Below are 14,054 nucleotides of genomic sequence, written 5' to 3' on the forward strand. Positions count from 1 at the left end.
AAAAAATTAACCTTTTTCGTAAACGAGGAAGATTTCGTTTCCTTTGGCAAAATGGTCTTTTAGGGTCCAGCCGTTCTTGTCAAAACCGGGGAGTTCGGAATTCCTGTCGGCAATCCCTGCAAGTCCCGTCTTTCCAATGATAAAAGGAACCACAGTCACATAGATGCGATCGACAAGGTCTGCTTCCAAAAAGGAGAAATTGAGTTTGGGGCCACCCTCTAAAAGGACGTTTTTATAACCTTTTCGTTTCAGAATCCCTGTGACTTTTTTGGGGTCGATGTCATCAGAATCCAAAGCAAAGATCTCGGCTTTGTTCTCTAAACTGGTTTTGATTTCTTTTAGATTCGATTTGGTGCAAATGATAAGAGGAATATGGTCGGATTCTTCAAAGACATGTTTGTCCGGGGGGAGTGTGCCTTTACGAACCAAAATGACGGGCCTTGGGTTTAGGGCATTGGGCACGGCTCGGATTTTGACAATGGGGTTGTCGTTTAATATAGAGTTTTTTCCTACAAGAATCGCATCGGATTGCGAACGATAGACATCCATTTGGGTTTTGTCTTCGCTGGAAGTGAGGCCATACCAACGACCATCCGGTCGAACGACCTTTCCGTCCAAGGTCATGGCCATATTGATCGATAATTTCATGAAATTTTCCTCCGTGAGAGATTCTGCAATTCGCGCTGGAGGATGTGGTACACCTGCATCGAGCAGGTGCCGCAGCCGGTAGAGGCCCTTGTGGTTTCCCTGATTTGTTCCATTGTCACGGCACCAGCATGGATGGCACGGACTAATTCATCTTCAGTCACCATTCGACATAAACAGACCCGTTTGGGTCTCATAAGGGAATTTAAATCGAAAGGATCCATACCTGAACTATTCATTTGACAGATTTACGAAAGGGAGGGAAACTCTTTAATTACTTTGAACCAAGGAAAATTCTAACAACCTCTATGTCCCAAGACAAAAGCCCGGAAGCCAAAAAGAAAAAAAACCGTGAAATTTTTGGATGGTGTATGTTCGATTTTGCGAACTCCTCCTATACGACTGTCATCATCAGTGTTGTTTATTGCGAAATTTTTACGAGACTCGTTGTCCCGGCGGATATGGCCTCGGACAATCCGTACCGGATGGGAAATTCCCTTTGGGCTTGGGCCCTTGCGGCTTCCTATTTGTTTGTGGTGTCTACCGGACCCATTTTTGGAGCCATTACAGACTATAGTTCTAAGAAAAAACTCTTCCTTTTCTTAAGTTATGTGGGTTGTGTCATCGCTACCTTTTTGCTTTATTACGTGGAACCGGGAATGGTTTGGCTTGGGATGGTTCTTGTTGCCCTTTCCAATTTTTTCTTTGCTTCGGGCGAAAACTTTGCCTCCAGTTTTTTACCTTCTCTTGGATCGAAAGAGGACCTGGGAAAAATTTCTGGATATGCATGGGGAATTGGATACTTCGGTGGAATCGGTTCTGTGGCCCTTGCGACAACCCTCGGCGATTACACTCTAGACAACTTTCAAAACTTAAAGTTAGTGGGGCCTTATACTGCGATTTTCTTTTTGATTGCGGCCATTCCTACTTTCCTATTTCTCAAAGAACCACATTTGCCACTCGGTGTTTCCCATAATGTAAATTATTTCAAAATTGGAAAGGATCGTGTGATCCAAACCTTAAAGGATGCCAGTCAGTTCAAAGATTTGATGATCTATTTGGTATCTTTGTTTTTTACTATGGCGGCCCTTGCCATTGTGATTTCCTTTGCTTTCATTTACGGATCTCAAGAGATTCATATTGAAGCCGAACACAAACAAGCCATGTTCATCTTCATTCAAATTTTTGCAGCAGTCGGTGCCCTTGCTTTCGGAGTTATCCAAGATAGCATTGGTGCTAAAAAAACATTCAACCTTACACTTGTTCTTTGGCTTGTGACTTGTGCTTTGATTTATTTTGTCTATGATATCACAAACTTTGCCAATGCGACTCTTGGTAAAACATGGACTGTGCAGTGGGTATTTGTATTCATTTCTTCTCTTGCGGGAATGGGACTTGGTTCCACTCAATCGGCTTCGAGAGCCCTTGTGGGTATCTTTAGTCCTGAATCGAAATCGGGAGAATTCTTTGGAATGTGGGGTCTTTCTGGAAAGATTGCGGCGGCGGCGGGACTTTTCCTTTTTGGATACATCCAAACTTTAGTCTCTCTGAGAAATGCCTTCCTTGTGGTGGCTTTTTTCTATTTTCTATCGCTAATCATTAACTTGTTTGTAAACGAAGAAAGGGGAGTGGAAGCGGCTTCACGTTTTCAAGAAAAACCATGATCATAGAAGACGAGGACGATTTCGAATTACACCAGAGCCAAAGAAATTTGGCTCTCGCCACCATCGATGAACTGATGTTAACCAAGATGGATCTATTGGATGCGGAAAAGAAAGTACCTCGTTTTATTAACAATGCACTTTCGTATTTAAAGAGGAAGTATGTGACAGAGGAGCAGACGATTTCGCAGCTCCTCATCAGTCGGAGAGAAAAACAACAAACGTAAAAAGGGTTCGTTGTTTTTTAGTTGGTGTTGTAATCCAAAATTTTTGTAATCATTTGTTTTTGATCTAACTCAATATTTCTGAGTTGGAATGCAGTTTGTTTCGCAATCTTACGTAACATCTTTTTATAAGATCTCATGATATGTTTTTGTTTGTCATAAGGCAAAGGATCTTTTTCATCATTGAGAATCATGGCAATGTCCGGCTCAGCGGGTTGGACAGGGTCGTTCGGCCAAATGGTATCTGAAGTAAGAGATCGGAAGTATTCCAATCGGATATCAGAGTTTGTATCTAACTTAGCTTCTCCCTTTTCATCTTTTTCTGCACTTTCTGATTTTGGAGAAGGATTGATGAGTCGTCTCATTTCTTTGACATGAATCGTTCCATCAGCATTCACTCGGCGGAAAGCAAGGATGATTTTGTCTAAGTCGCTATAGTCTTCTTTAGGGTAAATATAAGCAATTCCATCATACAAAAATACTGTCGGATAATCAATGTAAGACTGCCCTTGTGGAAGTTTGATTTCCAAGTAAGGTTTTCCATCTTTATCTTTTTTATAAAGTTCTTTGTGAGATTCTGGAGTGTGTGCCAAATACTGCGCAGCTGTTTTATCCACTCCCAAATCTTGGAGTTTTTTAATTTTCTTCAAGTTCCCACTGATACTGGCGTGGAGGGTATCGATTTCGTTATCCCCAAATCCGTTTTTTCTTTGTAGGTCGATTTGTTTTTGGGTCTCTCGTTCTTTTAAGGTAGCAGAGGCCGGTTTTTCAGCGTAGAGTGCCGAAATCCCAAGTAGGAAAGCGAGAGTGATGGAGAATCGTAGAATCATGACGTACCTCAGAGATTTCTGTCTTTTATAGTATCGAATCCTTCCTTGTCGATTCTTGAATGGACTGACTCAGATTTTTCTTGCAGAAAAAAAACGCACCAGGGACTGGAAGAGGTCTTGTTCGGCTTCTTGGGCCTTGGGAATGAGGCCTGTCAATTGGATGTATCCGTGGACGAGAGAGGGAAAATGGCGTTCTTCTACCTTTACCCCGGCCGATTGGAGGTTTTTGGCATAGGTTTCCCCTTCTTCCCGGAGAGGGTCATATCCTGCGATTCCAATGTACGCCGGCGGGAGGCCTTTGAGTTCTTTGGGATCGGCAAGAACCGGAGAGTTGGTAGAAGTGAGTCTGTCTTTTTTGTTCGGAAGGTAGTTTTGGATGAACCACCGCATTAGGGAACGTGTGAGGACATAACGCTCTCCAAAAAGTTCATAGGTTTCTGATTCCTTAGAAGTATCAAGCATGGGGTAGAGAAGGGCTTGGAATATGGGAACAGAGACTTTGTCTTTTTTGGCTCTGATACAAAGAGAAGTGGCAAGAAGAGCACCGGCACTATCACCACAAACAGCAATGGCATTGGGTGATCCTCCAAAGAGATAGGCAGAATTACGAACATATTGGTAAGCAAGCCAAACATCATCATGGGCTGCGGGGTAAGGATGTTCTGGCGCCAAACGATAATCCACGGCAATCACGATGCTCTTTGTATAATGAGACATTTTACGACAGAAATTATCATGTGTCTCTAAGTTACCAATCGTGAGTCCACCACCGTGAAAGAAGAGTATGGTGGGAAGATTTCTTTTTTGAGGATTTGCGTTATAGACTCGGATAGGAATGAAAGAGGCGCTGGGAGTGGGAATGAGTTTGTCTTCGATGTGAGGGATGGGAAATTCCGGCTCATCGAAGATCTGCATTTGATCGCGGTAGTGCCGGCGTGCCTTTTCAGGACTCATTTGTTCCATTTTAGGAAGGAACCTGGCAATGTTACATGCCAATGCACAACGCGGATCCAATTGGTTGGTTTCCGGTTGATTTGTTTTACGCACCAAAGTGGAAATCCAATGTTCGGGTAACGAAAAGACAAGTTGTGCGACTGATTTTTTGATACCTAACATTAAATAACCGATAATCGTTCTAATAACATTCTATAAATTAAAAACAAACCATAACTATCAAGTTTGCAGTAAGCTTTCAAATCCTCCAGAACACGTTTTTTTTCTTCGGCTGTCACCTGCTTTTTTATTAATCTTAAATATTGGTAATTTGCATCTTGTCCTTCGCGAATGGAAAGTCCTCCGTGGCTCTCTGTACTAAAACAAGGCAGTATTTCCTTGAGAGATGCTTTCCCATTTTGGCCGGGATGGTAGAGCCAAAGTTTTTTGAAAGGCATAGCAAGGTCGATAAACATTGATTTGGCTCTTTCCCAGAACTCTAAAAACTCAGGGAAGGCTGTAGCGGTCTCTTGGATGATGAGTTTTTCAAAGAAATCATTGAAGGAGAAGATGGTGATTCCTTCTGGTAGGTCTTTTTGTAATTGGGTTAGGACGGGAACTCGAGGGTCTGTGTCCACATCTTCGTGTAAGTAGGTTTTATGTGTTAGGATATCGTTTTCTCTATCCCAAATGTGTAAGGAATACAGGTAAGGGACGTGTTGGAAGGGCCTTGTTTCGGGATAAAGAGGGATGTAAGGGTTGATGGACTCAAAATCCAAAAAGGCTACAGTTTTTGTAACATTTGTTAGGTAATTTTCAAAGGCATTCCGGTCGAAGTATGTCTCTTTTGAGATATGCGCTTGTTTTTGTATCCTTTGGATGGGTGTGAGTTCCGAATCGGGTACAGATTCGTACGAATCGTACCCCAAAGCAAACCACCCTTTGGCTAATTCGGAGCTGTCTCGGAAGTCAAAGACCTCTTTGGCATTTTCTTTCCCTTTTGCACAATGACTGGGAGACAAACAGGTTTTTAGGGATCGGCAACTGGGTTTGGAATCGAGAAAGGAAAACCGTACGGATTGTTCGCCTGTTTTTTCGACTTCCTCTAGGAACTGTTTCCATTCTTCCTCACGAGTTCCCATATCGGCAGCCATTCTGGAAGTTATGTCTTCTACGAGAAGATAATCCGCGGGATTGATGTCACCACCGGGGAAGAGGTATTTGGTTTGGATGCGGATGATTTTGTATCCGACGACATTCAGTGACATTCCTTCGGCCACTTGTTTATGAAAATAAAATGATTTGAGAATGTCTTGTTTGACGGAACCAATCGGGCGAAAGTCCCAAAGGATCCAACCTTCCCTTTCCGAGTCATATTCCAAATACTCTACAGTGGATACAAAATGTTGGAAACGAAGGTGGGCATGGAAGATCGATTTTTTTTCAGAAATCCACTCTGCTGTTTTTTGGATGCTCTCTTCCTTATCCATTGTTTTTTCAATGGATACAGATTCGGGAAATTGGTTTTTGCAAAGTTGGAGGAAATCTCCCCATTCCAAATAACCACCGTAAGATGAGCTAGAAGGTTTAGGAACGAGTCCCTCTCTTACCAAATGGAAGGCATTGCTACAACGTAAGAATTGTAAAAACTGAGACTTGGTAACGGGTGTAGTGGCTAAATCAGACAAATTGATATAAGTCTTCCCAATGTTTTGTATAGGATAGGAAGGTTTCCTTCCAAACTTCGGAACTCGAAACGAGAGCTTCGGGAGAAAGGACAAAAAATTGGAAGAGGGCATTTTGGTTTGTAGTTCTCACTCGGTATTCTTCGCCCGCTTTTTCAAAATTCGCCCCTTCTAAAAACAACTTCCAACGATCTTCATAATCATTATGGATTTGGAAGGGAATTTCGATTTCAGGATGTTTCTTTAGTAACAAAGGATGGAAGTTTAAATCTTGGTTTGTAATTTTAAGATTGGATTGGAATTCTTCCTTGGATTCTTTTTTCACAGTGATTCTTGGAAGGATGAACCGGCGTAAGGATTTTTTCCCACGGTCATAAGCGAGTAGATAGAAGTCCGTTGTATTCTTACGAACAAGCCTGTAAGGTTCAATCACTCTTTCGCTGGCATCATATCCATATTGGATGGTAAGGGCTCTTTTGTCTTTGATGGCTTGGAGGATTTTTTCTGTATGAGAGGAGTCCGGTGTTTCTTCCGATCCCGATTCCTCTTTGGGTTGTTTGGCAAATTTAGGAATGAGATCCAGATGGTGGGAGAATAGTTTTTGGGAAAGGCTAAAACTTTCCTGTGTGGGTTCAGCGGCAAACAACACTTGCGATAAGTATTCTAACTCTTCTTTGGTGAACTTTAGCGACCTGTTGATTGATTCTTTTTCTAAATAATAAGGGAAGTAGTCTTCTGATTGGTATCCAAACTGTGCCACTTTGATATTGAATCCAAGGCTTTTTAATTGGTTCAGGTCGCGGTAGAGTTTTTTGCGATCTGATTCAATATCCTCATTTTTATAGAACCGAGGCATGATATTACGAAATTTTTGGAAGCTGATTCCTTTGGGTTCGCGGAGTAGATTGAAAAGTAATGCAAAGAGACGAACCTCTGTCTCATTCATTTTTTTCACTTCAATCATGGGGAAGTCTTCAAAAGAAGTCATATCTTCCCAAATTGTTTGTTTTTTTGATTCCGAAAAGTAGAAAATGAAAAAAACTGGAAAAGTATGCGAATCACAGGCCTCATCCTTAGTCTTTCTTTGTTTCTACAATGTGCCACTTATTGGAAAAATCGTAAAAATGACTTTCAAGACATTGTCACCGTTGGTGCCGAAACTCCTATGTATGGAGCAGCTGTTAAAGTAGGCCCTTTACCCATTGGGGTTCTCTTCCAAGGAGGAGAGTCGGAGATGGGTAAAAAAGATTTGGGACGAGGGGTTGGCCTTCGTGGTGGGCAGTTCGGAACCTACCATTCACAACAACTCGTCTTTGGCGTATTAGGTGGCGAGAGTTTCCATTCGGGACTTCCCACAATGGATGCCAAAGGGAATTGGCTCGTGGATAAAAAGGGAATCCCTCTCACTACTGATGAAAGGGCCAATGTAAAAAGTTATAAAATGCGTTATTATTCTTATTGGTATGACCCTGTTAAAGATCGGAAAAAAAGAAAAAAAGAACATTTCCGTCGTGAGTTAACCAAGGACTTGGTGGCCTCAACGGGGCAAAAGGAATTTTTAGTGTATCTTCCTCCCGAAGACCAAAAACCTTACGGATACCCGCCTGGTTACTCTTGGAATGTGGAATTTGCTGCTGGAGTGTATGGCGGTGCCAGAGTGGGATTCAATGTTGCGGAAGCTTTTGATTTTTTACTTGGGTTTACCACCATCGATTTGTTAGATGATGATGTGGAAGGAAAAGTCAAACCAAGTTTCCCTGGTTTTCCTTTCCCCGCTCCTACAGATGCGGAAACAGAGTCTCCATCAGAGGAATGATTTTATAGTTTAAAATCTTTTGCTGTGATTTTGTTTTTGGGATCAAATGTGAGTTTCAAAAACTTTTCTACTACATCTGGTTTTTCTTTCAAAGTATAGTATTGTTCGGGAACATCACGGTCTTCTGCAAAATACCATACCAAAACGGTTCCGCTAGGATCGATTGATTTTTCAGTCGATTTTCCAAGAACCGCTTCTGTTTTTACCAATCCATCTCCCACTTTAATCATATCGATTTCTAATTTACGGAGTGCTGTGTGTGGATGAACTTTAGTGCTTCCTGCTTGAACTTTGTTTCCGGAAGAACAGGAAACTAAGAAAAGAACCGAAGCGAGTGTGCTGAGTATCAAAAGTTTTTTGATCATAAACCTTACCTTAAGATGGACTAAGGGAAGATTTTACAGAAGGGGATCAGGGTTGGCAAGTGATATCTTTTCCCTTTCTTCGTCGATTCGGTTCATTTTTCCCAAAATCTTTTTGAAAAAAGGAATGGTTAAGAACACAAGTCCAATCTCCAAAAATCCAAAAAAGAAAGAGAGGGCTGAAAAACTATAAGCAGGTGGTAAAACCGATTCAAAGACCATTTGCATTTGTACAGAAACAACAGGCCCTAACATAAATCCAAGGGAACCTACTCCCGTAAAGGCAGTCATCGTGGTTGCCGTGAGTCCCGGTTTTGACATTTTACTCGCAAGCATCATGGAAGGAACAAACATCACTCCGGCCCCAATCCCGCAGATGAGTAAAAATGTAAACAGATACCAAAACTCATTGGTCGTACCTGATAGTCCAAGAAAGATTCCGTAAATGGTCGATCCCACGAGTACGAGGGGCAGAACGCCTGTTTTGCGGGCGAGCAGTGCGGAAGGGTAGGAAAGTAAACTCATCGGAAAAAGAACGAGTCCTAAAAACACTCCGAGCATCCCTGGATGAAAGGCCAACGTTTCTCGTAGGTGGATATTGAAAGAAGAAATAATAAATCCAACCGTAAAACGATCAATGAAGTTGAATAAAAACGGAACAAATAAAAACGGATTTTCAAAGATCGCAGTTTTCAGGTCACTTAACTTAAAATCTTTGACTCTGTGAATCCCTCTGTCCTTTAACATGAGTAAACTCATTAAACCCACAAAGATAAGAATTCCAGATCCTACATAAAATGGTAAAAGGGGATTTTTTCGGCCGAGAATTCCGAGTGGCATTCCAAAGGCACCACCCAGGGATAAAAACATTCCCGTGATTCCCATAAGAATTCCTTTGCCATAATAACGTTTGTTATCGGGATCATTTTCACGATCGGCTGCGGAACTGAGTAGGAGACCAATGATAAAGATATGGGCAGCTCCCTCAAGGAATCTCAAAAAAAGAAAGAGACCCATATCGGTGACAACAGTGAGTGAATAAAAAAGTCCTGCGTCAACAAAACAGAAAAAACTGATGAAGTACTTTCTGTTTTTAAAACGATCAGAAATGATTCCCGCAATCGGCGCAAAGAGAAAGGAACCTAACATGGGAATGCTCGTGAAGTACGCGACTTCCCAGTTGGATCCAAGTAACCGATCCTTTACTACATCCTTCACTACCGGCACAATCATTGTTACCGGCAACATGGATAAAAAAACTAAAGTTACGAGTGTATACGGGAATCCCAAAAATTAACCTGCTGGTAAAAGAGTTTGGTAACGTTCGAGTCCGATATTTTCTTTTAAATCAGAGTCGAGTTCAATGAACAAAAATTTATTCAAATCGAAAGTGGCGTTAGCCTCTGCCAATAGTTCTGCTTTTTGTGAATCGTTCAAAGGGAGAGTATCCAAGTTTTGGCGATAGATTCCTTTAAATGCCATAAGGTCTTCGATTTCAGGAAATTCATAAAAAGCAGTTCCTTCATTTCCTTCCAATTCGAAAGTTTTTGCTACTACTTTTTTGATGGATTGACCACCGGAAAGATCTCCCAAGTAACGAACGTAAGCTTGTGCTACGAGTAGTTCCGGTTTTGTTTTTGCAATGTTTTTGATATGATCAATATAGTTCTGTGTCGCTTGGGAAATAGAACCACGAAGTTTTGTGCTAAATTTCTTTTGGAAACTTGCGATGTCTTCTTTTAGGGATTTTTCGCGGAAGAGAGCAGGGAAATAAAGTTTTGCAAGGATAGGATTGTCTTTGTTTTGGCGGTAAAGTTCTTCCATCTCGGTGTAAACCGCAAGTAGACTTTCCAATTGGTATGTATAAGTTTGGGCATCAAGGCCCCCTCGGAAAATGGCCCGGATATAAGGAACCTTTTCGGTTTCTTGGTGTTTGTCGGCAGTTCCTTCTCGTAACATCATTGCTATGGACATAATGGCTCCTTCTTCTCTATGTGAGAATCAATCTCAGATATGACACTACCCTGACAATTGCGGGTACGTCAAAGAAAATTATAGAGAATCTTCCTGGGTAGGCGAATTCCAAAATTCGAGCGGGGTGTTGGCCCTCTGTTCGGGGTAGAGGAAGTAGGAGAGAAAAAAGACAAGGATCGAAACCACAATTCCAATGGTGGCAAGGACCACGTCTTTCCCTACTTTGCGGAAAGTATCCAGATAAGGAAGGTCTTGGTAGGTGATGACATTGAGAATGATTTCCCGACCTGCAAGGAGTCCTAAAAAAGCCCATGTGGTAGACATGGGGATGTTACTTATGTATTGGAAAAAGAATAACAAACTTCCATAGACCAAGTCAACGATAGTGGCCGCTTTCGCCCATTGGATGTCTGACTTTTCAGAGACCACTCTTTGGATGGTGCCGCCGTTTGTACGGATGATGATAAGAAGTGCTGCAATGAGAATAAAGACTGCTGTTAAGAATTCAATCGGTCCTAGTTGGCGCGGTAAAAATACAGCAATATTGGCTGTGTCTTGTAATAACCAAGCCACCCATAAATACATAGTGGAAAGCCATTGCAAACGAGACCATCTCCTTTCAGAAACGGGATCTGGAGTATGGACATCATGGTATTCGTGTGGATCCACTTTCACAAGGATGGCCCAAACAAGAATGGCAACAAGGAAGGCGAGACCATAACCAAAGAAGGATTTTGTTAACATTTGGTCGATGCTCTTACCACCAAACAATCCCAAGACGAGAAAGGTTGTGGATACAGGAGCACGGAGTCTTGTGATGACAACTAGAAGGACTGGTGCTAGGAGTTGGAGAAGGTTGAAGTCTTTGGTTTCCGGAATGGAATCTAATCTATGGAAGTGGATTTCATGACCATGTAAAAACCAAGCAATCAAATGGACTAAAAATAAAAGACCACCGAAAACGAGAATCTTTTGGAGCCAGTGAACTGATTTTTTACTCTCGATAAAGGTTCCGATGGTTTGGACTGCATCGTTTCCGGCCACAGAGAACGACGCAATCGCAAAAGAAAACCATCCGAGATAATACCGAGGAAGACCCAGGAAATAACCGGCACAGATCGTAAGAACCAAAAAAAAGGTAAATGCAAAGAATCGAACTTGGTCCTTTTTTGTGGGGTGCTGGTAATCTATTTCCTGGTTAGGGCTCATGCATTCATATAGTGTTTCGCATATCTCTCCGTGATTTCCTTGCGGTCGAAAAGAATAAACACATCTGTAGTACCAAAAACAGAATCCAGTGCAGGAATTCCACAGATTTTAGCACCCACTCGGAGGTATCCTTTCAAAAGTGGAGGGATATTTTTGGAGATCGATTTAGGGTCTTCTACATGAAAATTGGCATCAAACCCAGGAATCACAAAGTCAGGATTTGGAAACACGCGGAATTCTTCCGGAGCGATCGCATCTTTGGCTTTTAAAAACCCATAAGATTGGGAAGCAACTGCTGCATCTGTGGAGTGGATGGATCCGCAACCCATCAAATAACGAACATTATGTTTATTCATGAACTCAGCAAGGCCTTGCCAGAGAAGTGAGATGACCGAACCATCACGGTAGTCAGGGTGAACGCAAGAACGTCCTACTTCTGCAATTTCATCTGGTAGGTTATAAATAGAAGTGATATCAAATTCGTTTTCGCTGTAGAATCCGATTCCGTTTTTTGCATTTTGGCGAGTTAAAATACGGTAAGTTCCTACGATTTTTGTATCTTCTGTGGATTTATCGATCACAAGTAAGTGGTGGCAGTACAAATCGTACTCATCACGATCTTTACGTGTAGCAGAAGATTGTGGCAGACCCTCTCCCATTTCTAAGTTGAACACTTCATAACGTAAGGCAAGTGCTCTTTCAATTTCTAGTTGGTTTTCAGCTAAACGAACCTCTAAAATTCGTTCTGTTTTGTTTATAGTATTTGGTTTCATCGGATTTTATCCTCTTGTTTATCTGCCTATAAGGTAAAATGAATCGGTTACGGCAATGTGACATTCAGGTGAAAATCCGTTTGCTTCGCCTTCGATTGGCATGTTACAAATTCGTGACACAGAGAACCTGGTTGGTCGAATCTTGATCCGGTGAATAGATTTGACCATTGTTTAGTTCTAATGCGTAAGCTTGTATCGCATCTAAAGGATATGAATTGGACGACCAAAATACATTAGAACTTTCAAAGTTTGGAAAAATCTGAGTATTGATTGTTGGTGAAGAGTAGCCAACATTACAAGTTACAAAATCATTCAATGGACTCGTTGGGCCAGTGGAACAAACGACTAAGTGTTTTAACTCATTTTTTGTAGCCACTCTCCAATTTGTTTTTTGCCATTTAACGGCTGTGTTATACTGATTACAGGCATTATAAATATCACTGTTGGCCACTCCGATCCAGGGTGGGGGTGCTAGATCTCCTCCAGCAATATCTCCTGTACATCCATTCGTTGGAGTGATATTACAAAAATTTAAAGACAAACTAATTCCGTATTGGTCCCCTGCGGTTCCTGTCCCTGTGCAGTTTCCTACATAAGAACCTCCGCTACTGGGACTCCATTCTTGTCCATGAGCACACCGGCTGTAACCAACGATACGATTGTCAACAATGGCTTTGTAGAGAGGGCAGGTAATCTCCATACCAACGACACCATCACCTAACTTTGTTCCTGTATTGGTGATAAAACAAAATAAGGAATTTGGTTGTTGAGCGATGAAGACTCTTGGAAATATTCCTCCTCTTGTCACAATATCAAAGGCGCCATTTGTATTGATCGAATCGGAAACTCCGCCCAATTCATATTGGATTTTTAAAGTGTTGCCTGCGGTCAGTCCAGAAACCAAACCTTTGACTCGGAACGGTGGACAAAGTGCCGAACCATTTTGTACGCATCCCATGAGTTGTGTTTCTAAATAAAGTTGGGAGCCAGGATCGTTTGGATTATTGAAATTAGGAAGTTTGCAAAAAAGTAGAAAAATGAGAAAGGGTAGGTAACGTTTCATGACAGCACTTCCGGCTAAATTTATAATCGAATCTCGGTGGTTGTAAAGAAATTTATTTCCTGAAATCGGGATCATTGGGATGGAGATTTGTTTGGCGTCACTCTAGTTTGTTGTTTGTTCTCATCGTCATTGATTTCTATTCGCGAGAAAGCTAGGCAAAGAATTCGCGCATTTCTAGGCTTTTAATTTAGTTGAACTATAAATTGATTTTATAAAATTGTAACGAACCTTTTCGAAATATGCAAAATTTCCGTTCAATGCCTCAAAAGGTAAATGTAATTAGGATACTTCGTAAGTAAATAAAACATGATAAAAAAGATACAAAGACTTGTTTCCGATAATTTAAGAAAAGCCTATTCTAATTTTAAAAATGCTTATACTGAAATGCATTTGGTAACATGGGAGCGGGAAACAATATTTTATTTTTCTAATTTTCTGATTTCCTTCATTTTGTTATATTTACATAGACCTGACTCATTGAATCATCCTCAGTTATGGGCGGAAGATGGAACAATATTTCTCCGTGATGAGTGGGTGATTGGATTTCCAAGTACGATTTTTAAACTGTATTCTGGATATATACATTTTGTACCAAGACTTATTGCTTTTATTTCTGATCTGTTCCCATACGAATTGATTCCATTTGTTTTTAACGCTTCTGCAATCTTACTTGCTGCCTTTAGTGTTTCTCTTTTTTCTTTAAGTAGATTTCGATATATTGTTAAAAATGATTTTTTGTATTTTGCCTTTTTCACTGATATTTGATGGTGAAAATAAAAAGCGGAATTTTGTCTTCGGTATTCTGGTTTTAGTTACCTACGCCTTAGTAATCAAAGATACTTTTTTTATTAAACCATATCATGACTTTGAATGGAATAA

The 14,054-nt window shown here is 41.1% G+C and carries 16 protein-coding genes; 4 read left to right on the forward strand and 12 right to left on the reverse strand.

The genetic code is table 11. The features are described 5' to 3' along the window. Positions 1–6: 6 nt before the first annotated feature. Together JWG41_RS08225 and JWG41_RS08230 are read right to left on the reverse strand one after the other, a co-directional pair. Positions 7–648, reverse strand: a complete 642-nt coding sequence (locus tag JWG41_RS08225; protein WP_205269442.1) for a RibD family protein — start codon at positions 646–648, stop codon at positions 7–9. Then, complete coding sequence (locus tag JWG41_RS08230) at positions 645–884, reverse strand: (2Fe-2S)-binding protein (protein ID WP_322113120.1); 240 nt, start codon at positions 882–884, stop codon at positions 645–647. The genes JWG41_RS08225 and JWG41_RS08230 overlap by 4 nt, the downstream gene beginning before the upstream one ends. Positions 885–953: 69 nt before the next feature. Between JWG41_RS08230 and JWG41_RS08235 the strand changes: the two genes are divergently transcribed. Then, the gene (locus JWG41_RS08235; protein ID WP_205269443.1) at positions 954–2,309 is read left to right on the forward strand and encodes an MFS transporter; all 1,356 of its coding nucleotides are present in this window, start codon (positions 954–956) and stop codon (positions 2,307–2,309) included. After that, positions 2,306–2,533, forward strand: coding sequence for a hypothetical protein (locus tag JWG41_RS08240; protein WP_004787397.1), 228 nt, complete (start codon positions 2,306–2,308; stop codon positions 2,531–2,533). The genes JWG41_RS08235 and JWG41_RS08240 overlap by 4 nt, the downstream gene beginning before the upstream one ends. A 17-nt stretch (positions 2,534–2,550) precedes the next feature. Here the strand turns inward: JWG41_RS08240 and JWG41_RS08245 are convergent, their stop codons facing one another. The 4 genes from JWG41_RS08245 to JWG41_RS08260 all read right to left on the reverse strand — a co-directional run bounded on the left by JWG41_RS08245 (position 2,551) and on the right by JWG41_RS08260 (position 6,966). Next, positions 2,551–3,360 carry an LIC13212 family protein gene (locus JWG41_RS08245; protein WP_205269444.1) on the reverse strand — a complete coding sequence of 270 codons (810 nt, stop codon included), beginning with the start codon at positions 3,358–3,360 and terminating at the stop codon, positions 2,551–2,553. Positions 3,361–3,429: 69 nt separating this feature from the next. Next, entirely contained in the window at positions 3,430–4,476 is a 1,047-nt protein-coding gene (locus JWG41_RS08250; protein WP_205269445.1) for an alpha/beta hydrolase, read from the reverse strand. Further along, a complete protein-coding gene (locus JWG41_RS08255; RefSeq protein ID WP_232373861.1) occupies positions 4,476–5,981 on the reverse strand; it encodes a DUF2779 domain-containing protein in 1,506 nt (501 codons plus the stop codon). Before JWG41_RS08255 ends, JWG41_RS08250 begins: the two co-directional genes overlap by 1 nt. Further along, on the reverse strand, positions 5,974–6,966 hold the full coding sequence (locus JWG41_RS08260; protein WP_205269447.1) for a helix-turn-helix transcriptional regulator: 993 nt from the start codon (positions 6,964–6,966) through the stop codon (positions 5,974–5,976). Before JWG41_RS08260 ends, JWG41_RS08255 begins: the two co-directional genes overlap by 8 nt. A 63-nt stretch (positions 6,967–7,029) precedes the next feature. Here JWG41_RS08260 and JWG41_RS08265 point away from each other — a divergent pair, with 63 nt between their 5' ends. Next, positions 7,030–7,794, forward strand: coding sequence for an LIC13411 family adhesin (locus JWG41_RS08265; RefSeq protein WP_205269448.1), 765 nt, complete (start codon positions 7,030–7,032; stop codon positions 7,792–7,794). A 2-nt stretch (positions 7,795–7,796) separates the two neighbouring features. Here the strand turns inward: JWG41_RS08265 and JWG41_RS08270 are convergent, their stop codons facing one another. The 6 genes from JWG41_RS08270 to JWG41_RS08295 all read right to left on the reverse strand — a co-directional run bounded on the left by JWG41_RS08270 (position 7,797) and on the right by JWG41_RS08295 (position 13,175). Beyond that, positions 7,797–8,159 carry an LIC13410 family lipoprotein gene (locus JWG41_RS08270; protein WP_205269449.1) on the reverse strand — a complete coding sequence of 121 codons (363 nt, stop codon included), beginning with the start codon at positions 8,157–8,159 and terminating at the stop codon, positions 7,797–7,799. A gap of 33 nt (positions 8,160–8,192) precedes the next feature. Then, positions 8,193–9,446 (reverse strand): MFS transporter, encoded by a 1,254-nt coding sequence (locus JWG41_RS08275; protein WP_205269450.1) that lies wholly within the window; start codon positions 9,444–9,446, stop codon positions 8,193–8,195. 3 nt (positions 9,447–9,449) lie between these two features. Continuing rightward, positions 9,450–10,130, reverse strand: a complete 681-nt coding sequence (locus JWG41_RS08280; RefSeq protein WP_205269451.1) for a biliverdin-producing heme oxygenase — start codon at positions 10,128–10,130, stop codon at positions 9,450–9,452. 78 nt (positions 10,131–10,208) lie between these two features. Next, positions 10,209–11,339, reverse strand: coding sequence for a hypothetical protein (locus tag JWG41_RS08285; RefSeq protein WP_205269452.1), 1,131 nt, complete (start codon positions 11,337–11,339; stop codon positions 10,209–10,211). After that, the gene (locus JWG41_RS08290) at positions 11,336–12,112 is read right to left on the reverse strand and encodes a GNAT family N-acetyltransferase (protein WP_205269453.1); all 777 of its coding nucleotides are present in this window, start codon (positions 12,110–12,112) and stop codon (positions 11,336–11,338) included. Before JWG41_RS08290 ends, JWG41_RS08285 begins: the two co-directional genes overlap by 4 nt. A 103-nt stretch (positions 12,113–12,215) precedes the next feature. Next, the gene (locus tag JWG41_RS08295) at positions 12,216–13,175 is read right to left on the reverse strand and encodes an Lcl C-terminal domain-containing protein (RefSeq protein WP_205269454.1); all 960 of its coding nucleotides are present in this window, start codon (positions 13,173–13,175) and stop codon (positions 12,216–12,218) included. Positions 13,176–13,481: 306 nt separating this feature from the next. On the opposite strand from JWG41_RS08295, the gene JWG41_RS08300 reads away from it, so the two are divergent. Then, positions 13,482–13,940 carry a hypothetical protein gene (locus JWG41_RS08300; RefSeq protein ID WP_205269455.1) on the forward strand — a complete coding sequence of 153 codons (459 nt, stop codon included), beginning with the start codon at positions 13,482–13,484 and terminating at the stop codon, positions 13,938–13,940. The last annotated feature ends 114 nt before the right edge of the window (positions 13,941–14,054 follow it).

It is taken from the genome of Leptospira chreensis, assembly GCF_016919165.1.
Taxonomy (GTDB): domain Bacteria; phylum Spirochaetota; class Leptospiria; order Leptospirales; family Leptospiraceae; genus Leptospira_A; species Leptospira_A chreensis.